This is a genomic window from Pseudomonas alkylphenolica (genome assembly GCF_004025535.1).
Lineage (GTDB): Bacteria > Pseudomonadota > Gammaproteobacteria > Pseudomonadales > Pseudomonadaceae > Aquipseudomonas > Aquipseudomonas alkylphenolica_A.
In genome coordinates this window covers 112,550-136,244 of the sequence record NZ_QJRG01000047.1, presented here as the reverse complement: position 1 = coordinate 136,244, position 23,695 = coordinate 112,550, and the positions used below count along the sequence as shown (strand labels likewise).

The window sequence follows — 23,695 nt, the reverse complement described above, 5'->3', positions numbered from 1 at the left end:
CCATTAGGGGGCGCGGCGGGCGGCCGCGCCACCAGAATCAAATACGCCGGGCGGCGTAACGCTTGAGCATGCTCGGCACGTCGAGAATCAGCGCAATGCGCCCGTCACCGGTGATGGTGGCGCCCGACATGCCTGGCGTGCCCTGGAGCATTTTGCCCAGCGGCTTGATGACCACTTCTTCCTGACCCACCAACTGATCGACGACGAAGCCGATACGCTGGGTGCCCACCGAAAGGATCACCACATGGCCTTCGCGCTGCTCTTCATGAGCGGCGGAACTGACCAGCCAACGCTTGAGATAGAACAGTGGCAAGGCCTTGTCGCGAACGATGACCACTTCCTGGCCGTCGACGACATTGGTGCGCGACAGGTCGAGGTGGAAAATCTCGTTGACGTTCACCAGCGGGAAGGCAAACGCCTGGTTGCCGAGCATCACCATCAGCGTCGGCATGATCGCCAGGGTCAACGGCACCTTGATGACGATCTTCGAGCCCTGGCCCTTGGCCGAGAAGATATTGATCGAACCGTTGAGCTGGGCGATCTTGGTTTTCACTACGTCCATGCCCACACCGCGACCGGACACATCGGAGATCTCGGTCTTGGTCGAGAAGCCCGGGGCAAAAATCAGGTTGTAGCAGTCGGATTCGCTCAGGCGATCGGCTGCGTCCTTGTCCATCAGGCCCTTTTCCACCGCTTTGGCGCGCAGCACATTAGGGTCCATGCCCTTGCCGTCGTCAGAGATCGACAGGAGGATGTGATCGCCTTCCTGCTCGGCCGACAGCACCACCTTGCCCCCCCGGGCCTTGCCCGAAGCTTCGCGCTCTTCCGGGGTTTCGACGCCATGGTCAACAGCGTTGCGCACCAAGTGCACCAACGGGTCAGCCAGGGCCTCTACGAGGTTCTTGTCGAGGTCGGTTTCTTCTCCGACGAGCTCGAGGTTGATCTCTTTTTTCAGCTGACGGGCGAGGTCGCGAACCAGGCGCGGGAAGCGCCCGAAGACCTTCTTGATCGGCTGCATGCGGGTTTTCATTACCGCGGTCTGCAGGTCGGCCGTGACCACGTCAAGGTTCGACACTGCCTTGGACATGGCCTCGTCGCCGCTGTTCAGCCCCAGGCGTACCAGGCGGTTACGCACCAGCACCAGTTCGCCGACCATGTTCATGATCTCGTCCAGGCGCGCGGTATCGACCCGCACGGTGGTTTCCGCCTCGCTGGCGGCATGCTTGTCAGGCGCCGCAGCCGCCTGGCGCGCAGGGGCCGGGGCAGGCGCTGCGGCTTTCGCCGGGGCAGCAGCGGGTGCTGGCGCGGGCTTGGCGGCAGGCGCTGGCGCAGCAGCTGCGGCAGGCTTGGCGACACTGGCAACCGCCGGTGCGGCCGCGGTGGCAACGCTGTCAGGGGTGAACTTGCCCTTGCCATGCAACTGATCGAGCAGCGCTTCGAACTCGTGCTCGGAAATGTGTTCGTCGGTCGTCGTTGCGGCCGATGCTTCAACCGGTGCAGCGCCTGCCAGCGCGTCGACGGCGAAGGTGCCCTTGCCGTGCAACTGGTCCAGCAGTGCTTCGAACTCGTCATCGGTGATTTCGTCACTGGCGCTTGGCGCGGTCTCGGCATTGGACGCCGGCGCGCTGACACTGCCCGGAGCAAACTGGCCCTTGCCGTGCAGTTGATCGAGCAGCGACTCGAACTCGGCGTCAGTGATCTCGTCACTGGCAGCCTCAGGTGCTTGCGTCTCGGCCTCGGCTTGCGCCTTGACCGCGTTGAGCGAGTCAAGCAACTGCTCGAATTCGGTATCGGTAATGTCGGTATCGGCCGAAGCCTCGACGGTTTGCTCCGGCACGGGTTCTGCTGCAACAGCCACTGCCTGCTCGGCACCGGCAGGTTCGGCCAGACGCGCCAGAGCGGCCAGCAACTCGGCGGTAGCCGGCGTCACGTCAGTGCGTTCGCGTACCTGGCCAAACATGCTATTGACCGTGTCCAGGGCTTCCAGGACCACGTCCATCAGTTCGGCATCGACGCGGCGCTCACCCTTGCGCAGGATGTCGAACACGTTCTCGGCGATGTGGCAGCACTCCACCAGCTCGTTGAGCTGGAGGAAGCCGGCGCCCCCTTTTACAGTGTGAAATCCGCGGAAGATCGCATTGAGCAGGTCGGCATCATCCGGGCGGCTTTCCAGCTCGACCAGTTGTTCGGACAGTTGCTCAAGAATCTCCCCGGCTTCTACCAGAAAATCCTGGAGGATTTCTTCATCGGCGCCGAAGCTCATTAAACGTGCTCCCTAAAAACCCAGGCTGGACAGCAGATCGTCGACATCGTCCTGACCGGACACAACGTCTTCACGCTTATCGGCATGAATCTGCGGACCTTCACCCCGAGTCGGATGTTTTTCTTGATCTTTTTCAGCGCGCAGCTGCTGGTGGTCATGTTCGATACCGGCAAAACGGTCGACCTGACTGGCCATCAGCACGAGCTTGAGCAGATTGCTTTCTACTTCGGTAACCAGTGCGGTGACGCGCTTGATTACCTGACCGGTCAGGTCCTGATAGTCCTGAGCCAGCAAAATATCGTTAAGGTGGCCGGCGACCTTGCGGTTGCCCTCCTCGCTACGCGTCAGGAAGCTGTCGACGCGCTTGGCCAGTTCACGAAACTCCGGTGCGGCCACTTCACGGCGCATGAAGCGCTGCCAGTCGACACTCAGGCTTTTCGCTTCGGCACTCAGCTCATTGAGTACCGGGGTGCTTTCCTCGACCAGGTCCATGGTCCGGTTGGCCGCCCCTTCCGTCAGCTTGACCACATAAGACAGGCGCTCGGTCGCATCGGTGATCTGCGAGACTTCCTCGGCTTGAGGCATCTGCGGATCGATCTGGAAGCTGACGATCGCACTGTGCAGCTCACGCGTGAGCTTGCCCACTTCCTGGTACAAGCCACGGTCACGGGTCTGGTTCAGCTGATGGATCAGTTGCACCGCGTCGCCGAACTTGCCTCTTTCAAGGCTGTCGACCAGTTCCTGGGCGTGCTTTTTCAGCGTCGACTCGAACTCGCCCAAGGATGATTGTGTTTGCTCCATAGCGCCCCCGTGGCGTGTCTCAGCTATTGACGCGCTCGAAGATCTTCTCGATCTTTTCTTTCAGCACCTGGGCGGTGAAAGGCTTGACCACGTAACCATTGACGCCGGCCTGGGCCGCTTCGATGATCTGCTCGCGCTTGGCTTCGGCGGTGACCATCAGCACCGGCAGGTGCTTGAGGCGCTCGTCGGCGCGCACCTTGCGCAGCAGGTCGATACCGGACATGCCCGGCATGTTCCAGTCAGTCACGAGGAAATCGAAATGACCGCTTTCAAGCATCGGCAGCGCCGTGTTGCCGTCGTCGGCTTCCTGGGTGTTGGTGAAGCCCAGGTCACGCAACAGGTTCTTGATGATCCGCCGCATCGTCGAAAAATCGTCGACGATGAGGATTTTCATGTCTTTGTTCAATTAGACCTCCAAGCAGTCTTAAACGCGTTCGGCGCTGAACGCGCACTCAATCAATTCGGGCACTACATTTCACGACTGCATTGAACGTACGTTCAACGCGCCCGCCATTCCCCCAGGCGACTGCGCAAACGCGCCGCGCACTGGCTGTGCAGCTGGCTGACACGCGACTCGCTGACCCCCAGCACCTCACCGATTTCCTTGAGGTTCAGCTCTTCGTCGTAGTACAGCGCCAGTACCAGGCGCTCGCGTTCAGGCAAGTTGGCAATGGCATCGGCCAGTGCTGCCTGAAAACGCTCGTCTTCCAGATCGCGCGAAGGCTCGAGCTGGGCACTGGCGCCGTCCTCGTGCAGGCCTTCATGCTCGCCGTCCTGCAACAGGTCGTCGAAGCTGAACAGGCGGCTGCCCAGGGTGTCATTCAAAATCCCGTAGTAATCATCGAGACTCAATTGAAGTTCGGCAGCAACTTCGTGATCTTTAGCGTCACGGCCGGTTTTTGCTTCAATTGCGCGAATTGCGTCACTGACCATACGGGTGTTGCGGTGAACCGAGCGCGGTGCCCAGTCCCCCTTGCGCACTTCATCCAGCATTGCGCCGCGGATCCGGATACCGGCATAGGTCTCGAAACTGGCCCCTTTGCTCGCGTCGTACTTGTTGGCGACTTCGAGCAAGCCGATCATTCCGGCCTGGATCAGATCCTCCACCTGCACACTGGCCGGCAAACGTGCCAGCAAGTGATAGGCGATGCGCTTGACCAACGGCGCATAGCGCTCGATCAACTCATACTGGCCATCGCGCGATGCCTTGCTGTACATCCGATAACCGCTGGCGTTCATAGCACCGGACCCGCACTGGTTGGCTGTACCAGACGCTCGACGAAAAACTCCAGGTGGCCACGCGGGTTGGCCGGCAGCGGCCAGGTGTCAACCTTCTGGGCAATCGCCTTGAATGCCAGCGCGCACTTGGAACGCGGGAAGGCCTCATACACGGCTCGCTGCTTTTGCACCGCCTTGCGCACACACTCGTCGTACGGCACTGCGCCGACGTATTGTAGGGCCACGTCAAGAAAGCGATCCGTGACCTTGGTCAACTTGGCGAACAGGTTGCGCCCTTCCTGAGGGCTTTGCGCCATGTTGGCCAGCACACGGAAACGGTTCATGCCGTAATCGCGATTGAGCAATTTGATCAGCGCGTAGGCATCAGTGATCGACGTCGGTTCGTCGCACACCACCAGCAACACTTCCTGGGCTGCGCGAACAAAACTGACTACCGAGTCACCAATACCCGCAGCGGTGTCGATAACCAACACATCGAGGTTGTCGCCGATCTCGCTGAACGCCTGAATCAAGCCGGCGTGCTGTGCCGGTGCCAGGTGCACCATGCTTTGCGTGCCGGAGGCTGCCGGCACGATGCGCACACCGCCCGGCCCCTGCAGCAGCACGTCGCGCAGCTCGCAGCGGCCCTCGATCACGTCAGCCAGGGTGCGTTTGGGCGTCAGGCCCAGCAGCACGTCTACGTTGGCCAGCCCCAGGTCAGCGTCCAGCAGCATGACGCGACGGCCGAGTTCGGCCAGCGCCAATGACAGGTTCACCGACACGTTGGTCTTGCCGACGCCACCTTTACCGCCAGTTACGGCGATCACCTGTACGGGATGCATGCTACCCATATTTGTTTATTACCTTGTCTTGCTTAGACCGAGGCCACATGACTGGCTGCGCTTTCAACACCTGAAAAATGCCTGGCAGTCCATCAATGCAGATACTTTGCAACGTCTTCACAATCACCTCAGCCAACACGCTTGCCGGGGCTGTGGTAGAGATCAGCGAACATATCGGCCATCGCCTCTTCGCTGGGCTCCTCCTGCATCTGCACGCTCACCGCCCGGCTGACCAGCTGGTGCCGGCGGGGCAAGTGCAGATCGTCAGGAATGCGCGGCCCATCGGTTAGATAGGCCACTGGCAATTCATGACTGATGGCCAGGCTCAGGACTTCACCGAGACAGGCCGTTTCATCAAGCTTGGTCAGGATGCACCCGGCCAGCCCACAACGCTTGTAGCTGTGGTAGGCCGCCGTGAGCACCTGCTTCTGGCTGGTTGTCGCCAGCACCAGATAATTTTTAGACGCAATACCGCGTCCGGCAAGGGTTTCCAGCTGCATGCGCAGGGCCGGATCGCTGGCTTGCAGGCCGGCGGTATCGATCAGCACTACACGTTTGCGCAGCAACGGCTCCAGCGCCTGCGCCAGCGATTGCCCCGGATCGACGTGGGTCACCGACACATTGAGGATCCGCCCAAGGGTCTTGAGCTGCTCCTGGGCACCGATGCGAAAACTGTCCATGCTGACCAGCGCCAGGTTCTGCGCGCCGTATTTGAGCACATAACGCGCGGCGAGCTTGGCCAGGGTGGTGGTCTTGCCCATGCCGGCCGGACCGACCATGGCAATCACCCCACCCTCTTCGATCGGTTCGATCTCGGGCACGTCAATGCGCCGCGCCAAGTGCGCAAGCAGCATGCGCCAGGCCTGACGCGGCTCCTCGATACCGGCGACCTGATCCAGCAGCTCGTGCGCCAACGGCCCCGACAGGCCGACACGTTGCAGGCGCCGCCAGAGGTTGGCTTGCTGCGGCTGGTTGCCTTGCAACTGGCTCCAGGCCAGCGAGCCGAGCTGCACTTCCAGCAGCTCGCGCAACCCGGAAAGCTCCGAACGCATGGCGTCGAACAGACGCGGGTCAACCGGCGCAGGCGCTACCACAGGCGGTGCCACCGGCGCCTCCACATGGGTGTCGATCAGCGGCTCTGAAGCCGTCAGGGGCAAACCGGCGAACAACTGGCGGTTACCCTCTTCGCTTTCACTGCGGCTGCTGAGCTCGGCCTGAGCGGTGACGATGCGCGACTGGGTCTTGCGCAGTTCGTCCTCGAGCTCGACGTTCGGCACCCGCGGCGCCAGGGCAGACAGCTTGTAGTCCAGCGCAGCCGTCAGCTCGACGCCACCAGCAATCCGCCGGTTGCCGATGATGGCGGCCTCAGCCCCCAGCTCATCACGAACCAGCTTCATGGCCTGACGCATATCGGCTGCGAAAAAACGCTTAACTTGCATAACCCACTACCTCAGCCGTTGGGGCCTACTGTGGCAACGATGGTAACTTGCTTGTTGTCAGGTATTTCCTGATACGCCAAAACATGCAAATTCGGTACAGCCAGACGACCGAAGCGCGACAGCATCGCCCGAACCGGTCCTGCGACCAGCAAGATCGCCGGCTGCCCTTGCATCTCTTGACGCTGGGCGGCTTCGATCAACGAACGCTGAAGCTTTTCGGCCATGCTCGGTTCAAGAAGAACACCATCTTCCTGACCTTGTCCGGCCCTTTGCAGACTATTGAGCAAAATCTGTTCCAACCTTGGCTCAAGGGTGATCACAGGCAGCTCGGACTCAACGCCGACAATGCTTTGGACGATGGCGCGACACAATCCGACGCGCACCACCGCCACCAGCGCGGCGGTATCTTGACTCTTCGCCGCGTTGTTGGCGATAGCCTCGGCAATGCTGCGAATATCACGCACCGGCACCTGCTCGGCAAGCAACGCCTGCAGCACCTTGAGCAGACCCGACAATGAAATGACGCCTGGCACCAGCTCTTCAGCCAGTTTCGGCGAGGCCTTGGCCAGCACCTGCAGCAGTTGCTGGACCTCTTCGTGGCCGATCAGCTCGTGGCAGTGCTTGTGCAGAATCTGGTTCAGGTGGGTGGCGACCACCGTGCTGGCGTCCACCACGGTGTAACCCAGCGACTGTGCCTGGCTGCGCTGATTGACGTCGATCCACACCGCTTCCAGGCCGAAAGCCGGGTCGCGGGCGGCAATACCGTTGAGGGTACCGAACACCTGTCCCGGGTTGATCGCCAGCTCGCGGTCCGGATAGATCTCGGCCTCCGCCAGGATTACGCCCATCAGGGTCAGGCGGTAGGCGCTCGGCGCCAGGTCGAGATTGTCGCGAATATGCACGGTGGGCATGAGAAAACCCAGGTCCTGGGAGAGCTTCTTGCGCACCCCCTTGATCCGCGCCAGCAATTGACCTGCCTGGTTGCGGTCGACCAGCGGAATCAACCGGTAACCGACCTCCAGGCCGATCATGTCGATGGGCGTGACGTCGTCCCAGCCCAGCTCTTTGGTTTCCATCGCCCGCTGCGGGGACGGCAACAGGTCTTGCTGACGCTGGACTTCCGCCAACGCCTTGACCTTGGCTTCATTCTGCTTGCGCCAGAGCCAATAGGCCCCGCCAGCAGCTACCAGCCCCAGACTCAGGAAGGCGAAGTGCGGCATGCCCGGCACCAGGCCCATGACAATCATGATCCCCGCCGACACCGCCAGCGCCTTGGGCGACGTGAACATCTGCCGATTGATCTGGTTACCCATGTCTTCGGAGCCGGAGGCACGGGTTACCATGATGGCCGCAGCGGTGGACAACAACAGTGATGGCAATTGCGCCACCAAACCGTCACCGATGGTCAGCAAGGCATAGACTCTGCCGGCATCGCCGAAGGTCATGCCGTGCTGGAACATACCGACCAGCATGCCGCCGATCAGGTTGATGAAGAGGATCAGCAGGCCGGCGATGGCGTCACCGCGAACGAACTTGCTGGCACCGTCCATAGAACCGTAGAACTCGGCCTCCTGAGCAACTTCCGAGCGCCGTGCCTTGGCTTGCGCCTGATCGATCAGGCCAGCGTTGAGGTCGGCGTCGATGGCCATCTGCTTGCCCGGCATCGCATCGAGGGTGAAACGCGCGCTCACCTCGGAAATACGCCCGGCACCCTTGGTCACCACCACGAAGTTGATGATCATCAGAATCGCGAACACCACGATACCGACCACGTAGTTGCCGCCGATCACCACCTCACCGAAGGCCTGGATCACTTTACCGGCGGCGGCATGGCCGTCCTGGCCATGGAGCATGACCACCCTTGTGGAGGCCACGTTCAGCGCCAGGCGCAGCAAGGTCGCCACCAGCAGGATGGTCGGAAACGCGGCGAAATCGAGGGGGCGCAGCGCGTAGACGCAAACCAGCAGGACCACGATCGACAACGCGATGTTGAAGGTGAAAAACACGTCGAGCAAAAATGGCGGGATCGGCAACATCATCATTGCCAGCATCACCAGTAGCAACAGCGGCACACCCAGATTCCCCCGGCCTAATCCAGCCAGGTTGTTACGGGCATTGCTGATTAACTGAGAGCGATCCACCGGTATTCCTCGTCTAGCTCAAGCAAAACTTTGACGCGAACGACGCGCGCAGCGCTGCCTTTGCAAGAAGCTCTCCAACTTTGCGTTTCAGGTGATTTTGCGGTGTTGATCAAACGGGGGCGTCACTGATAACCGAAGGAGCGGATTTATCCGCGAAGATCGCAAGCGCGACAGCAAAGGCTTACTGATCGCGGCGCAGATCCGGTGGGATCGGCAGGTCCTTGAGCGGCTCCGGCGGCTTGCCCTTGCCGGCCCGGTACTGACGGATCTGATAGACATAGGCCAGCACCTGGGCCACCGCCAGGTACAGCCCGGCAGGAATCTCTTCTTCAAGCTCGGTGGAGTAGTAAATCGAACGGGCCAGGGCCGGCGACTCGAGCACCTGGATCTTGTGCTCGTTGGCGATCTCACGAATCTTCAAGGCAATGAAGTCGGCACCCTTGGCCAGCAACAGCGGCGCCGCACCTTTCTCCGGGTCGTATTTGAGCGCTACCGCGTAGTGCGTCGGGTTGGTGATGATGACATCGGCCTCCGGCACGGCAGCCATCATCCGCCGCTGCGAAGCCTCGCGCTGGAGCTGGCGGATGCGCTGCTTGACCTCTGGCTTGCCGTCGCTGTCCTTGTACTCGTCACGCACTTCCTGCTTGGTCATCAACAGTTTCTTGTGGGTTTGCCAGAGCTGGATCGGCACGTCCACCGCCGCAATCAGCAACAGCCCTGCCGCCATCCACAGCGCACTCCAGCCCACCACCTGAACACCATGAATAATGGCCTGTTCCAAGGGCTCGTTGGCGATTGCCAACAGATCGTCACGGTCCGCCGACAGCACGACCAGAGCGACGATCAGGATCATGACAAACTTGGCCAGGGCCTTGAGCAATTCGGACAAGGCGTTGATCGAGAACATTCGCTTGATCCCCGCCAAGGGGTTCATGCGACTGAACTTGGGCTCCAGCAAGCTACCGGAAAACAGAAAGCCGCCCAGCGCCACCGGGCCGATGATTGCGGCTACAAGCAACACCAGCAACACCGGCTGAACGGTGAGAAGCGCCGTCCTGCCCGCGGCCATGAGAAAAATCCCCATGAAGCGCTCATCGCTAATGACCTCGCGCGACAACACGAAATTGCTGCGCATCAACTCCATCAACGCCTCACCCATGCCGCCGCCAAACGCCAGCAAGGCGCCCGCACCGGCCAGGGTTACCGCTACGGTATTGAGCTCTTTGGAGCGCGCAACGTCACCCTTCTCCCGCGCGTCCTTCTTGCGTTTGTCGGTGGGGTCTTCTGTTTTGTCCTGACCGCTTTCGCTCTCTGCCATGCTTAACGCGCCCGTGCCAGTTCACGCAGCCACTGCAAGGCCTCGGAGGCCAGCGCCTGGTAGTGCGGAAGAATCTCGGCGAGGCTGACCCAGAAGATGCCCAACCCCAGCACCAGCGTCAGCGGAAAGCCGATGGAGAAGATGTTCAGCTGCGGCGCCGCACGCGTCATTACGCCAAAGGCGACGTTCACCACCAGCAAGGCGATGATCGCCGGCAACACCAGCAACAACGCAGCGCCCAGCACCCAGCTCAGACGCCCGGCCAGATCCCAGAAGTGATTGACCAAAAGGCCACTGCCTACCGGCAAGGTGGTGAAACTCTCGGTGAGCACCTCGAACACCACCAGATGGCCGTTGATGGACAAAAACAGCAAGGTCACCAGCATGGTCAGAAACTGGCCGATAACCGCCACGTTGACGCCGTTGGCCGGGTCGACCATCGACGCGAAGGCCATGCCCATCTGGATTGCCACGATCTGCCCGGCAATCACGAAAATCTGGAAAAACAGCTGCAGCGAAAAGCCGAACAGCGCGCCGATGATGATCTGTTCGGCAATCAGCAACAGCGCACTGAGGTCCAGTGCGTTGACCACGGGCATCGGCGGCAATCCAGGCACGATCACCACGGTGATCGCCAGGGCGAAATACAGGCGTACGCGCGCCGATACCAGCGTGGTGCCGAATACCGGCATGGTCATCAGCACGGCGGTCACGCGAAACAGCGGCAAGATGAAACTGGCCACCCAGGAGCCGATCTGGGCATCGGTCAATTCGAGCATGGACAGGTCAGCCGATCAGCTGCGGAATGCTGCCGTACAACGACAGCATGTACTCCATGAACTTCTGCACCAACCAGGGCCCGACCACGATCAGGGTCACCAGCATCACCAACAGGCGCGGCAGAAAGCTCAAGGTCTGTTCGTTGATCTGCGTGGCCGCCTGGAACATGGCCACCACCAGACCCACCAGCAGGCTGGGGACCACCAGTACAGCGACCATCAAGGTGGTCAGCCACAGCGCATCACGAAACAGGTCGACAGCCACTTCAGGGGTCATGATCCACTTCTCCTCGAGGCGTCAAACGCCGCCGAAACTGCCGGCCAGGGTACCCATGATCAATGCCCAGCCATCCACCAGCACAAACAGCATGATCTTGAACGGCAGCGAGATGATCAGCGGCGAAAGCATCATCATACCCATGGCCATCAGCACACTGGCCACCACGAGATCGATGATCAGAAACGGAATGAAGATCATGAACCCGATTTGGAACGCGGTCTTCAGCTCAGAGGTGACAAAGGCCGGCACCAGGATGGTCAACGGCGCCTGCTCGGGGCTGGCGATGTCGGTGCGCTTGGACAGGCGCATGAACAGGTCCAGGTCGCTTTGGCGGGTCTGAGCCAGCATGAAATCCTTGAGCGGCACCTGCGCCTTGGCAATCGCCTCCTGGGCCACCATCTGCTCGTTCAGGTAAGGCTGCAGGGCATCCTTGTTCACCCGGTCGAACACCGGTGCCATGATGAACATGGTCAGGAACAGCGCCAACCCGGTAAGGATCTGGTTCGACGGTGTCTGCTGCAGACCCAGCGCCTGGCGCAGGATCGAGAAGACAATGATGATGCGGGTAAAGCTGGTCATCAGGATGACGAACGCCGGAATGAAACTCAGCGCCGTCATGATCAGCAGGATCTGCAGGCTGACCGAATACTCCTGCTGCCCGTCTGCCCCGTTGGACAGGGTAATGGCCGGAATCGACAACGGATCGGCAGCCAGGGCCAATGGCGCTGCCAACAGCAACAGCAGCGTCAACATCATGCGCAATGCGCCCATTACGACCTACCCTTCTGATCCTTGCCCATCAGCTCCATCAGGCGCTGGGCGAACTCTGGTGTTGCCTGACGCGCGGCGGCCGGCACATCGACCGGCTCTGCCATGACGTGCAGCGCTTCGATACTGCCGGGCGAGTGGCCGATCAGGATCTGCTCCTTGCCGACCTGGACCAGCAGCAGGCGATCCCTCGGCCCCAGCGAACGACTGCCGAGAATCTCGATCACCTGGCCACTACCTGACGCCGTGCCCTGCACCCGGCGCAACAACCAGGCGAGGAAGAAGATCAGCCCCAGCACCAGCAGCAGCCCCAGCACCAGCTGCGTCAACTGACCGGCAGCACTGCCACCGCTGGCCGGCGCCACCACCGCAGCGGCCGGCTGCACCGTGGCCAGGGCGACATCTGCGTACAGGGCGGCAACCAGCGCCAGCACGCGGGGCAACAAACGGCTCACTCAGCGCAGCTTCTTGATGCGTTCGCTCGGACTGATCACGTCAGTCAGGCGAATACCGAACTTTTCGTTGACCACGACCACTTCCCCGTGGGCGATCAAGGTGCCGTTGACCAGCACGTCCAGCGGCTCACCGGCCAGGCGATCCAGTTCGATGACCGAACCCTGGTTGAGCTGCAACAGGTTGCGAATGTTGATTTCAGTACTGCCCACTTCCATGGAAATGCTCACCGGGATGTCCAGAATCACATCCAGGTTCGGGCCTTCCAGGCTCACCGGCTCATTGCTGCGTGGCGAACTGCCGAACTCTTCCATGGGCAGGCGGTTGGAGGACGAGCCGCCACCGCCAACGTCTGCAGCGAGCAAGGCATCAATATCGGCCTGGCCGCCGTCGCCGGTTTCTTCCAGTGCAGCTGCCCACTCATCGGCCAGCGCTTGCTCTTCCGGAGAGGTGATATCGTTTTCGTTAGCCATTTTGTCCTCGACGGGCAATCAATTCGGAGTTGGAACAACCGGCGCCGCTCAGCGGCGCTCGATCGGATCAATAATCTGCAAGGCCAGGGTGCCTTTGTGCGAACCCAGCTTGGCCTTGAACGACGGAACGCCGTTGGCCCGCAGAATCAGCTCTTCAGGCAGCTCGACCGGAATCACGTCACCCGGCTGCATGTGCAGGATGTCGCGCAGTTTCAACTGGCGACGGGCAACCGTGGCACTCAGCGGTACGCTGACATCCAGTACGTCTTCGCGCAGGGCCTTGATCCAGCGCTCGTCCTGGTCATCCAGGTCGGACTGAAAGCCCGCATCGAGCATTTCGCGCACCGGCTCGATCATCGAGTACGGCATGGTCACGTGCAGGTCGCCGCCGCCACCATCGAGTTCAATATGGAAGGTCGAGACCACCACCGCCTCGCTTGGCCCGACAATGTTGGCCATGGCCGGGTTGACCTCGGAGTTGATGTACTCGAAGTTGACCGGCATGATCGCCTGCCAGGCCTCCTTGAGGTCGACGAACGCCTGGTCCAGCACCATGCGCACCACCCGCAGCTCGGTCGGGGTGAACTCACGCCCTTCGATCTTGGCGTGACGACCGTCACCGCCAAAAAAGTTGTCCACCAGCTTGAACACCAGCTTGGCATCCAGAATGAACAGCGAGGTGCCACGCAGCGGCTTGATCTTCACCAGGTTCAAGCTGGTCGGCACATACAGCGAATGCACGTACTCGCCGAACTTCATCACCTGTACACCGCCCACTGCCACGTCAGCGGAGCGACGCAACAGGTTGAACATGCTGATACGGGTGTAACGGGCGAAGCGCTCGTTGATCATTTCCAGGGTCGGCATGCGTCCGCGAACGATGCGGTCCTGGCTGGTCAGGTCATAGCTTTTGACACTGCCGGGCTCGGCATTGCTCTCGGTTTGTACCAAACCGTCATCGACACCATGCAACAAGGCATCGATTTCGTCCTGGGACAGCAGGTCCTGAACGGCCATCGGTGGCTCCTACTGCAATACGAAATTGGTGAACAGCAACTGGTCGACGACCGGTTTGCCGACTTCCTTCTGCGCGATCTCCTGCACACTGGCGGTCGCTTTCTGACGCAGCATCTCCTGGCCCACAGGGCTTGCCAGGGTGTCGAAGCCCTGACCGGAGAACAGCATGACCAGGTTGTTGCGAATGACCGGCATGTGCACTTTCAACGCATCCAGCGCCGCCTGGTCGCGCCCCTGCAAGGTGATGCTCACCTGCATGTAGCGTTGACGGCCGTTCTGGTTGAAATTGACCACAAAAGCGGGGGCCAGCGGTTCGTAGATGGCCGCAGCCTTGAGGTTGCTGACTTGCGCCGGGTCGGCTTCCGGCTTATCCGCAGACTTGTGCAGGAAAAACCAGGTCGCACCTACCGACAGGCCGACGGCCAGCAGCAGTGCCAGCACCACCAACAAGATCAGCTTGAGTTTGCCTTTAGCGGCGGGGTCTTTTTCTGCGTCGCTCTTCGCCATGCCAATATTCCGTCATTCATCGGAGAATTCAGTCACATGGCGAGGGTTGAGCAAGTGTTATGCCAGATTCAGGCCTGTTCACGGATAAATCAGTGCACTCCCCTGTGAGAGCGGGTTTACCCGCGAAGCAGTGACACCGATCAGGCGTAGTAATCGACCGCGCTGGAGCCAATCACGGTCTGATGCTCGACTGCAGAGGCGCTTGCAGCAGCCTCCGCCTGCGCACCAGCAGCCTCATTGCGCCGCGCCGCCACGCCGCTCAGGCGCGGCGAATCAGACTGCCCCTGTTGTTGCTGCCCTCGCGACTGATCGGCAACGTTGACATCAGGCTGGCCAAGGCCTTGCTGGGCGAACATTTCCTTGAGCCGATGCACCTGGTTCTCCAGCGCTTCGCGCACGCCGACATGGCCGCTGGTGAAGGTAATCTGCGCCTGCTGCTCGGGCGCCAGGTGCACACGGATATCCAGGCGCCCCAGTTCGGCGGGCTCCAACTGAATGTCGGCCGATTTGAGGCTTTGACTGGACAGGTACATCACCCGGTTGACCAGGCCTTCGGTCCAGCCACCCTGATTCATCGCCAGCGGCTGCTGAAGGGTTGTCGCCGCCAGCGGCACGGCGCTGGCAGCTTTCGCGGTAGCCGCCTGGGTCAAGGCGCCGAGGCGCTCAGCGAAGTTGTCCACCCGCGTATCGCTGGACGCACCCTTGAGGTCTTTGAGGCCATCATCGAGCAAGCCGGCAAACGCCTTGTCGCCTGGCTCGCCCTGTTCAGCGTCAGCCCCCGGCTTGTCCAGCAGGGCCGCCAGGGTATTGACGGCAGGCTGGGCCGGCGCCGCTTCCGCTTGCGCCGTTGTCGATTTGCTGGCGGCATGTGCCGACGTGGTGCCCTGCGCCTGCGCGCTTTGCTCCAGCGCCATGCGCAAGGCAGGCAGATCAGCCAAGGGATCAGCCTCCGGGTCAAACTCGGGGTCAGCCGGAAGCGCCGCCACAGGCGCCACCTGGGCCTGCAACTGCGCCGCCTGGACGACCGGCGCCACGGCTTCGGCCTGCGCCTGGATCAACTGGGCCCCGGGCTGCGCATCCGTCACCTGGCCGGCCACCAGATTAGGGTCGAGCAACGTCGGTTCAGTTGCCTGCCCCGCCTCGTCTGTACTGACGCCCTGGTCATCAGGCAAGGTTTTGCCGCTGTCGGCAACATGACGTTTGTCGGCGGCAGCACCCTTGCCGTCGACCGCCTCCTTGTCGCCCGCCGCACCTTTGCCGCGCTTGAGCGCATCAGTAGCTGTCTCCCGGGACTGCTGGGCATACACACTGGAGAAGCCCGAAGCCTTGTCGTTCGGGGCCTGCAGCACTTTGTCCGGCTGATTGGCAGCAACCCGCGAAGGTTTCGTCGCAACACTGTTTTGCAGCAGTGGATTGGAAGCGACAGGCATGTGGAAATCTCCGCGACAGCGTGTAATGAACGTAAGTTGGCAATGACGCAGCAAAAGTCGCGCCAATTTCCAGAGAATATTTAGCCGATCGACACCCGATGGCGCTCCTCGGCATACAAATGACGAACAACCTCGTACTCGCGATCGATCTGGTTGATCAGGTCCTCGATGCCGTACAACGGCTGTTGCTTGACGCGCGCCTCGAGCTGCTGACACAGCGCGGCCAGCGCCAACGCGCCCATGTTGCTGCTGCTGCCTTTGAAGCTGTGCGCTGCATGGCCCAGCTCCAGGGCGCTCTTGGCTTCATGCAACTGGCTCAGACGTTTGTCGGAGTCATCCAGAAAGGTTTCCAGCAAACACACGTAACCCTCCTCCATGACCTCTTGCAGGTCACGCAGTACGTTACGATCGATGTGGATATCGGACACTTGCTCACTCCTTGATCAAGCTGGATTATGCCAGAGCCTCCCAGGTGAACTCCACGCATACGCGCCGCCCCTCGTCAGCCCACTCCACATGCCGGCTCAGTCGGCGTATCAGGTTAAGCCCGCGCCCATACAACCCCTGCTCAACCAATGGACGTCCGAGCACCTTGTTCACATCAAAGCCCTTACCGCTGTCTTCTACCTCGATAATCAGCCGCCCACCCAGGCCTTGCGGCTCGACACGCAACCTCAATCGAATATAGCCGCTGTTCAGCGCCTGCAAGCGCTCGTTGCGCTGACGGTAATACTCGGCAAAGCCGCGGGCATCCCGCTTGAGCGCCGAATCCAGGCCCAGCACGCCGTGCTCCAGGGCATTGGAATAAAGTTCATTGAGCACACTGTGCAGGGCGCCGCTCTGGGTGCGCAGGCCATGTATCTCCTGCAAAAGTTGCAAAAGGTAAGGTAACGGATTGAAGCGTTTGAGCGTGTCGGCACGAAACTCGAACTGCGACGACCAGTCCAGCGGCGCGCACTGGCCACTATCGGAATAGGTCATTGGCGGCGGCGACAAGGCATCCGGATCAACGATGCCGATCTCCAGCAGGCTCACGTCATCGCGGCAGCACCCACGGAACGCCTCCAGCGCCCCAAGCACCTCTTCAAACAACAACTCCGGCTGACGATTGGCGACCAGCACCCGACGCAGCCGCTCGACCCCAAACAGCTGATCGTTGTCGTCACTGGTATCGACCACACCATCCGATAGCAAGAACAGGCGCTGGCCCAGCGCCAACGGTAGTACCTGCGTGGAGTCGTCGAAGCGCTCAGGCGCCAGCACCCCCAAAGGCAAATGCCGGGACACCAATGGCAATGGCTCACCCCCGTCAGTATCCAGCACATAGCCGTCAGGCATGCCGCCGTTCCAGACTTCAACCATGCGCCGGGAAAAACTCAGATTGAGTAGCAGCGCACAACAGAACATATCCACAGGCAGGATGCGCTTGAGCTTGGCGTTCATCTCGCGCAGGGTTTCTGCCAGGCCATAGCCCTTGGCTGTCATGCCATAGAACACTTCGGCCAGGGGCATGGCCCCTACCGCCGCCGGCAAACCATGCCCGGTAAAATCCCCCAGCAGCACATGCATATCCCCGGACGGGGTAAAGGCGGCCAGCAGCAGGTCACCGTTGAACAACGCGTAGGGCGATTGCAGGTAACGGATATTGGGTGAACTCAGGCAACCGGCATGCGCCACCTTGTCGAATACTGCCTTGGCCACGCGCTGCTCGTTGAGCAAATGATGGTGGTGGCGGGCAATCTGGTCGCGCTGCTCCAGCACCGTCGCCTGCAGCCGGCGCAGGCGATCCATGGCCTTGATCTTGGCAGCCAGAATCACCGGGCTGTAGGGTTTTGCCAGAAAGTCGTCGCCGCCCGCCTCAAGGCACCGCACGAGCGCCTCCTCTTCACTCAATGAGGTGAGGAAGATGATCGGCACCAACGCCTCGCCTGCCAATGCCTTGATCTGCCGGGCGGCCTCAAAGCCGTCCATGACCGGCATCAGCGCATCGAGCAGCACCAGTTGCGGCCGCTGCTCGGCAAACAAAGCCACCGCCTGTTCGCCGTTTTCAGCCGTGAGCACAGCATGCCCTTGTTTGCTGACGATACGCGCCAGCAGCATGCGGTCGGTCGCACTGTCTTCGGCGATCAGCACCGTCAAGACGGCGTCAGGCATGGCCTGGCTCAACTGATGTCGAACAGTTTGTCGAAGTTGGAAATGGCGAGAATCTTGCGGACATCCGAGCTGGTGTTGACCACTCGGATTTCCGAGTCATCGCCACCGACGTGATCGCGCAGCAACAGCAGCATGCCCAGCGCCGAGCTGTCGAGGTAGGTGGCTTCTTTCAGATCAACCACCACCGAGGCGGGTTGCGCGTTGCGCTCATAGGCCTCGCGAAACTCCTGATGCTTGCCAAAGTCAAAACGCCCCTTGACCTTGATCGTCAGTTTTTTCCCATCCTGGGACAACTCAGAGATAACGCCCATAGTGGCAATCCTTTCCGTTACGACCCATGCAGTCATCTAGAAGGTTTAGCAGCCCGCCCACCGCGCGGCAAGCCAGGGCCATCCTGGCGCGCATCAGTAGCGATCATGGCGCGGAAGTCGCTGGGACAGTTCGTCGAGCAGTTTCTGCTCGCGCTTGTCCTCGATCACCCGCGCTTCGTCAATGTAGCGCTGAACCAGCTTGCGCAACCCCTCAACCCGCGCATACGCCTGCTGCCAGGTGCCGCGGGCATTGTTGAGGTTGTTCTGGTGCCAGGCCAGGCTCTGGCGTTGCTGAGTCATCGCACTTTCCAGTTGCCCGAGAAAGCGCTGGTAATTGACCAGCCAGCTACCGGACACGCCCTGCCCGCCGCGGTCAATCCACTGCAACTGGTAGTCCGCGCGAAAGCGGTCGAGCTCGGCGAGCTTGGCCTGTGCCAGGTTCACCTGCTGCTGGAACTGGCCCAGACGCTGGGCAGCCTGACGCTCGGCGTTTTCGGCCATCTCGACGACCGGCGCCAGGCGCGCCGCACGACTGGGCTGAGCCATGACCTATCAGCCGCCCGTGTCGGATTTGGGCTGCGCAAAAACGCTGGCCAGGTGCTCACGGCTTTGCTGCATACCGACATTGTCGTTCAACCCCTGGCGCAGGAAATGTACCAGCTTGGGCTGCAGGGCAATGGCCAGGTCGGTTTCGGCATCGCCGCCGGCCACATAGGCACCGACACTGATCAGGTCGCGGCTCTGCGACAGTCTCGACCACAGCTGCTTGAACTGCTGCGCCTCACGCATCTGGTCCGGGCTGACCACCTGCGGCATGACCCGGCTGATCGACGCTTCGATGTCGATGGCCGGGTAGTGCCCTTCTTCAGCCAGGCGCCGGGACAGGACGATATGCCCGTCGAGCACACCCCGCGCCGAGTCGGCAATCGGGTCCTGCTGATCGTCACCTTCGGACAGCACGGTGTAAAACGCAGTTATCGAGCCGCCACCGGCCTCGCCGTTACCGGCGCGCTCGACCAGCTTGGGCAGCTTGGCAAACACCGAGGGTGGATAGCCTTTAGTGGCGGGCGGCTCGCCGATGGCCAGGGCGATTTCCCGCTGGGCCTGGGCGAAACGGGTCAGCGAATCCATCAGCAACAGGACATTCTTGCCCTTGTCACGGAAGTATTCGGCAATGCGCGTGCAGTACATTGCCGCGCGTAAACGCATCAGCGGCGCATCGTCTGCCGGAGAGGCCACGACCACCGAGCGCTTGAGCCCCTCGGTACCGAGAATGTGCTCGATGAATTCCTTCACCTCACGACCACGCTCACCGATCAGGCCGACCACAATGATGTCGGCCTCGGTGAAGCGGGTCATCATCCCCAGCAGCACACTCTTACCGACACCGGTACCGGCAAACAGGCCCAGACGCTGACCGCGCCCGACCGTGAGCAAACCGTTGATGCTGCGAATGCCGACATCCAGCGGCTGGCTGATGGGGTCGCGATTGAGCGGGTTGATGGTCGGACCATCCATGGGCACCCAGTCTTCGGCCTTCATGCCACCCTTGCCATCGAGCGCGCGCCCGGCACCGTCGAGCACCCGCCCAAGCATGCTCATGCCCATCGGCAGACGCCCGCTGTCGGCCAACGGCACAACGCGCGCACCCGGCGCGATGCCGGCAACACTGCCGACCGGCATCAGGAACACTTTGCTGCCGGAAAAACCCATCACTTCCGCTTCGACGCGCACCGGGTGATGGCTGTCATCATTGATCACCACACAGCGGCTGCCAATTGCTGCGCGCAGGCCTTCAGCCTCCAGGGTCAAGCCGACCATGCGCAGCAGGCGCCCCTCAACCACCGGCTGGGCGGGCAGTTTTACGGTATCGGCGTAAGTACCCAGGCGCTTGGCAAAACTGGTGCGTTCAAGGCGCATCGGCTGTGTCCAGCTCGACCGTCAGGTCAGGTGCGGCCGGGTGCAGGCCCTGGTCATGCAATTGATCGAACAGTTGCGCCAAGGCTTTCTCGAGCCGGGTTTCCATGGTCGCATCGATGCGGCTATGGTCCGTTTCAATCCGGCAACCGCCAGGCAGCAAGGCTTCGTCTTCAAGCAGCTTCCAGCGTTCTTCGTGACGCTCGCGCAAGGCCTTGGCCTGCTCGAAGTCCTGCGGATTGATATGAATGCGGATGTTTTCGGCGCCCATGGGCAGCAGCTTCAGCGCCTCGCGCAACACCTGTGTGATCTGCCCGGAGTCGATGCGCAACTCGCGACCGATGACCTCGCGAGCCATGTGCGCGACCAGGCTGACCAAGGCTTTCTCGATCTGGCTGTCTTGCTCGGCGATGGGCTCAAGCAGGTTGCCCATCAATTGCTCAAGGCTGGCCAACTTGGTCGCCAGGGCCGCTTCGGCCTCCTGGCGGACCTTGAGCTGAGTGCTGTGGAAACCCTCGCGTTCACCGATGGCAAAGCCTTCGTTATAGGCGTCCTGGCGAATGCTCTCAAGCTCTTCGAGGGTCAGTGGCTGGACTTCTTCCAGCGGCACTTCCTCGATTTCTTCCTGAACCACTTCAGGTTCGGGCTCGGGCTCTGGCTCGGGTTCAGGGTCGAAGCTGGGCAGCGCCCAGCGATCGAAACCCTCAACCTCGTTGGCGCGAATCAGTTCGCTCAGGTGCTCGTTGGTCGACATGATTGCACGCACTCAAAAAATCGCGGACTTTAGATCATCTCTTCGCCGCCCTTGCCACCGAGCACGATTTCTCCGGCTTCGGCCATACGGCGGGCGATGGTGAGGATTTCTTTCTGCGCCGTCTCGACGTCGCTGACCCGTACCGGGCCCTTGGCCTCCAGGTCGTCGCGCAGCAGCTCGGAGGCACGCTTGGACATGTTCTTGAAGATTTTGTCCTTGACCTTCTCGTCCGCCCCCTTGAGCGACACCACCAGCACATCGGAAGAGACTTCGCGCAACAGCGCCTGGATGCCGCGGTCATCGACATCGGCGAGGTTGTTGAAGACGAACATCAGGTCTTCGATCTGCTCGGACAGGTCGCCATCAATATCACGGATCGCATCCATCAGCTGACCTTCCACGGAGCTGTCGAGGAAGTTCATGATGTCTGCCGCACGCTTGATACCACCGAGGGTGGTACGCGCCGCATTGGAGTTGCCGGAGAACTGTTTCTCGAGGATCTGGTTGAGTTCCTTGAGTGCCGCCGGCTGTACGGTATTGAGCGAGGAAACCCGCAGGATGATGTCCAGGCGCACCTTGTGGTCGAAGTTACCCAGTACTTCACCGGCCTGGTCAGGGTCCAGATAGGCAACCACAATCGCCTGGATCTGCGGGTGCTCGTAGCGAATGACATCAGCCACGGCACGCGGCTCCATCCACTTGAGGCTGTCCAGGCCGCTGGTGTTGCCACCGAGCAGGATACGGTCGATCAGGCCGTTGGCCTTGTCCTCACCCAGCGCCTGGGTAAGCATCTTGCGGATGTAGCCGTCGGAGCCAACGCCCAGGCTGGTCTGGTCGCCGACAATCTCGACGAACTCGCTCATCACCTGTTCGACCTGCTCGCGATGGACGTTGCCCATCTGCGCCATGGCCACACCGACGCGCTGCACTTCCTTGGGCCCCATGTGGCGCAGCACCTGCGCAGCATCGGTTTCCCCCAGGGACAGGAGCAGGATTGCTGCCTTGTCGACCCGGGTCAGTTTCGCGGTAAGGGCTCGGTTATCACTCATCGGCGTTGATCCACTCTTTCACGACCTGGGCCACACGACCCGGGTCTTCGGCCACCAGGCTCTTGATTGCATTGAGCTGCGCGTCGTAACCCTCGCTCGGGCTTGGCAGCAGAATGCTTTGCGGACCACCCAGGCTCACGCGGTCGTTGGCCAGTTCGCCATCCAGACCGAGCATACCGCCCAGTTCCATGTCGCCATCGGCACCGGCGCCCTGCTTGCCATTGCCGGTGATGTTGTTAAGTACCGGACGCAGCACACCGAACACCAGCACCAGGATGAACAGCACACCCATGACCTGCTTGATGATGTCCCAGAACCAGGGCTGCGAGTAGAACGGAATCTCGGTGATCACTTCGCCACGGTCAGCGGCGAACGGCACGTTGATGACGCTGACACTGTCACCACGGCTGGCATCGAAGCCCACTGCATCCTGCACCAGGCGGGTAAAGCGCGCCAGATCTTCGGCACCCCACGGGGCACGGCTGCTTTCACCCGTCGCCGGATCGACCTTGACCTGGTCATCGACCACCACAGCGACCGACAAACGACTCAGGCGGCCCTGCTGCTGACGGGTATGGCTGATGGAGCGGTCCAGCTCGAAGTTCTTGGTCGACTGCGAACGCTTGTCGGCAGGATACGGCGCGAGCATCGGCTGCCCCGTGGCCGGGTCCATGATCTGCTGACCGTTGGCATCGAGCAGCGGCTGTCCAGGCTGGATGGCGGCGGTGGCTGGCTGCGCGCCACCCGTGGTCTGTGGCGCAGAGGCCGGGCCTGGTGGCTGGTTGCTGAGGGCACCCGGCACGCCTTGAGGGCCCATGCTGCTGGAACGCTGTTCGTTCACCGACTGTTCGCTACGCAGCGCCGGTTGATCCGGGTTGAACTGTTCGGAGGTCGACTCGACTGCACTGAAGTCGACGTCCGCCGACACTTCGGCCTTGTAGCGGTCGTTGCCCAGCACAGGTTGCAGGATGTTGTGCACACGCTGGGTGAGCATGCCTTCCATGCGCCGACTGTAATCGAACTGCTTGCCGGCCATGGTCAGCTCGGAGTTGCCAACCTGGTCGGACAGCAGGCTGCCCTTCTGATCGACCACGGTGACCTGCGACTTGTCCAGCTCCGGCACACTGGTTGCCACCAGATTGACGATCGCCATGACCTGACCGGCTTCCAAAGCACGGCCCGGATACAGCTCGACCAGAACCGAAGCACTGGGCCGGCGCTCGTCACGCACGAACACCGAGCTTTTCGGGATCGCCAGGTGCACGCGTGCACCCTTGACGTTGTTCAGGCTGGAGATGGTCCGTGCCAGCTCACCCTCAAGGCCACGACGATAACGGGTTGCCTCCATGAACTGACTGGTGCCCAGGCCCTGGTCCTTGTCGAGAATCTCGAAGCCGACATTGCCGTCGCTGGGGGCCACACCGGCAGCCGCCAGTTTCAGGCGCGCACGCGACAGATCGTCGGCCTTGACCAGCAAGGCGCCGGAATTGGGTTCGACGTTGTAAGGGATATCGGCAGCCGCCAGGGTATCCATGACCTGCTTGGTGTCCATCCCCGCCAGGCTGCCATACAGCGGCCGGTAGTCAGGTTGTTGCGACCAGAGCACCACGGCAAAACCAATCGCCACGCTCGCGGCAAGGCCCACCAGCAGGCCCACCTGGCGCAGCATGGGCATCTGCGAGATGTTCTCCAGGAACGACATGCCGAACAACGGCGGCTTGGGCGCTGTTGCGCTGCCTTTGGCGGGCACGTTATCGACGACTGCTTCGGCCATGACTCAA

At 61.3% G+C, this 23,695-nt stretch carries 24 protein-coding genes; all 24 read right to left on the bottom strand.

What is annotated here, in order from left to right; all coding sequences use genetic code 11:
* Positions 1-37 precede the first annotated feature (37 nt).
* The 24 genes from DM813_RS15985 to fliF all read right to left on the bottom strand — a co-directional run bounded on the left by DM813_RS15985 (position 38) and on the right by fliF (position 23,688).
* Entirely contained in the window at positions 38-2,263 is a 2,226-nt protein-coding gene (locus tag DM813_RS15985; RefSeq protein ID WP_128324363.1) for a chemotaxis protein CheA, read from the bottom strand.
* 12 nt (positions 2,264-2,275) lie between these two features.
* Positions 2,276-3,064: a protein phosphatase CheZ gene (locus DM813_RS15980; protein WP_128324362.1), complete on the bottom strand. Its 789-nt coding sequence runs from the start codon at positions 3,062-3,064 to the stop codon at positions 2,276-2,278.
* A gap of 19 nt (positions 3,065-3,083) precedes the next feature.
* The gene (locus tag DM813_RS15975) at positions 3,084-3,458 is read right to left on the bottom strand and encodes a chemotaxis response regulator CheY (protein ID WP_036990294.1); all 375 of its coding nucleotides are present in this window, start codon (positions 3,456-3,458) and stop codon (positions 3,084-3,086) included.
* Positions 3,459-3,562: 104 nt separating this feature from the next.
* Positions 3,563-4,303, bottom strand: coding sequence for an RNA polymerase sigma factor FliA (gene fliA / locus DM813_RS15970; protein WP_045189022.1), 741 nt, complete (start codon positions 4,301-4,303; stop codon positions 3,563-3,565).
* Positions 4,300-5,133, bottom strand: a complete 834-nt coding sequence (fleN, locus tag DM813_RS15965) for a flagellar synthesis regulator FleN (RefSeq protein WP_038613333.1) — start codon at positions 5,131-5,133, stop codon at positions 4,300-4,302. Before fleN ends, fliA begins: the two co-directional genes overlap by 4 nt.
* Before the next feature lie 119 nt (positions 5,134-5,252).
* A complete protein-coding gene (gene flhF / locus DM813_RS15960) occupies positions 5,253-6,563 on the bottom strand; it encodes a flagellar biosynthesis protein FlhF (RefSeq protein WP_128324361.1) in 1,311 nt (436 codons plus the stop codon).
* A gap of 11 nt (positions 6,564-6,574) precedes the next feature.
* Complete coding sequence (flhA, locus tag DM813_RS15955; RefSeq protein WP_128324360.1) at positions 6,575-8,704, bottom strand: flagellar biosynthesis protein FlhA; 2,130 nt, start codon at positions 8,702-8,704, stop codon at positions 6,575-6,577.
* Positions 8,705-8,885: 181 nt separating this feature from the next.
* Positions 8,886-10,022, bottom strand: coding sequence for a flagellar biosynthesis protein FlhB (flhB, locus tag DM813_RS15950; RefSeq protein WP_128324359.1), 1,137 nt, complete (start codon positions 10,020-10,022; stop codon positions 8,886-8,888).
* A 2-nt stretch (positions 10,023-10,024) separates the two neighbouring features.
* Positions 10,025-10,801 carry a flagellar biosynthetic protein FliR gene (gene fliR / locus DM813_RS15945; RefSeq protein WP_128324358.1) on the bottom strand — a complete coding sequence of 259 codons (777 nt, stop codon included), beginning with the start codon at positions 10,799-10,801 and terminating at the stop codon, positions 10,025-10,027.
* A 7-nt stretch (positions 10,802-10,808) separates the two neighbouring features.
* Entirely contained in the window at positions 10,809-11,078 is a 270-nt protein-coding gene (fliQ, locus tag DM813_RS15940; protein ID WP_128324357.1) for a flagellar biosynthesis protein FliQ, read from the bottom strand.
* A gap of 21 nt (positions 11,079-11,099) precedes the next feature.
* Positions 11,100-11,852 carry a flagellar type III secretion system pore protein FliP gene (gene fliP / locus DM813_RS15935; RefSeq protein ID WP_128324356.1) on the bottom strand — a complete coding sequence of 251 codons (753 nt, stop codon included), beginning with the start codon at positions 11,850-11,852 and terminating at the stop codon, positions 11,100-11,102.
* Positions 11,852-12,304 carry a flagellar biosynthetic protein FliO gene (fliO, locus tag DM813_RS15930; protein WP_128324355.1) on the bottom strand — a complete coding sequence of 151 codons (453 nt, stop codon included), beginning with the start codon at positions 12,302-12,304 and terminating at the stop codon, positions 11,852-11,854. Before fliO ends, fliP begins: the two co-directional genes overlap by 1 nt.
* Positions 12,305-12,775, bottom strand: a complete 471-nt coding sequence (fliN, locus tag DM813_RS15925; protein WP_128324354.1) for a flagellar motor switch protein FliN — start codon at positions 12,773-12,775, stop codon at positions 12,305-12,307.
* A 48-nt stretch (positions 12,776-12,823) separates the two neighbouring features.
* The gene (gene fliM, locus DM813_RS15920; protein ID WP_128324353.1) at positions 12,824-13,792 is read right to left on the bottom strand and encodes a flagellar motor switch protein FliM; all 969 of its coding nucleotides are present in this window, start codon (positions 13,790-13,792) and stop codon (positions 12,824-12,826) included.
* Positions 13,793-13,801: 9 nt separating this feature from the next.
* Positions 13,802-14,299, bottom strand: a complete 498-nt coding sequence (gene fliL, locus DM813_RS15915; protein ID WP_128324352.1) for a flagellar basal body-associated protein FliL — start codon at positions 14,297-14,299, stop codon at positions 13,802-13,804.
* A 140-nt stretch (positions 14,300-14,439) separates the two neighbouring features.
* Complete coding sequence (locus tag DM813_RS15910; protein ID WP_128324351.1) at positions 14,440-15,729, bottom strand: flagellar hook-length control protein FliK; 1,290 nt, start codon at positions 15,727-15,729, stop codon at positions 14,440-14,442.
* An 80-nt stretch (positions 15,730-15,809) separates the two neighbouring features.
* Positions 15,810-16,157 carry an Hpt domain-containing protein gene (locus DM813_RS15905; protein ID WP_128324350.1) on the bottom strand — a complete coding sequence of 116 codons (348 nt, stop codon included), beginning with the start codon at positions 16,155-16,157 and terminating at the stop codon, positions 15,810-15,812.
* Positions 16,158-16,182: 25 nt separating this feature from the next.
* Entirely contained in the window at positions 16,183-17,883 is a 1,701-nt protein-coding gene (locus DM813_RS15900; protein WP_128324349.1) for an ATP-binding SpoIIE family protein phosphatase, read from the bottom strand.
* Positions 17,884-17,891: 8 nt separating this feature from the next.
* The gene (locus DM813_RS15895; RefSeq protein WP_128324348.1) at positions 17,892-18,194 is read right to left on the bottom strand and encodes an STAS domain-containing protein; all 303 of its coding nucleotides are present in this window, start codon (positions 18,192-18,194) and stop codon (positions 17,892-17,894) included.
* Positions 18,195-18,287: 93 nt separating this feature from the next.
* Positions 18,288-18,740 carry a flagellar export protein FliJ gene (gene fliJ, locus DM813_RS15890; protein ID WP_128324347.1) on the bottom strand — a complete coding sequence of 151 codons (453 nt, stop codon included), beginning with the start codon at positions 18,738-18,740 and terminating at the stop codon, positions 18,288-18,290.
* 6 nt (positions 18,741-18,746) lie between these two features.
* Positions 18,747-20,114: a flagellar protein export ATPase FliI gene (gene fliI, locus DM813_RS15885; RefSeq protein ID WP_128324346.1), complete on the bottom strand. Its 1,368-nt coding sequence runs from the start codon at positions 20,112-20,114 to the stop codon at positions 18,747-18,749.
* On the bottom strand, positions 20,104-20,865 hold the full coding sequence (gene fliH / locus DM813_RS15880) for a flagellar assembly protein FliH (protein WP_128324345.1): 762 nt from the start codon (positions 20,863-20,865) through the stop codon (positions 20,104-20,106). Before fliH ends, fliI begins: the two co-directional genes overlap by 11 nt.
* Before the next feature lie 29 nt (positions 20,866-20,894).
* The gene (gene fliG / locus DM813_RS15875) at positions 20,895-21,914 is read right to left on the bottom strand and encodes a flagellar motor switch protein FliG (RefSeq protein ID WP_038613367.1); all 1,020 of its coding nucleotides are present in this window, start codon (positions 21,912-21,914) and stop codon (positions 20,895-20,897) included.
* Positions 21,907-23,688: a flagellar basal-body MS-ring/collar protein FliF gene (gene fliF, locus DM813_RS15870; RefSeq protein ID WP_128324344.1), complete on the bottom strand. Its 1,782-nt coding sequence runs from the start codon at positions 23,686-23,688 to the stop codon at positions 21,907-21,909. Before fliF ends, fliG begins: the two co-directional genes overlap by 8 nt.
* Positions 23,689-23,695 lie beyond the last annotated feature (7 nt).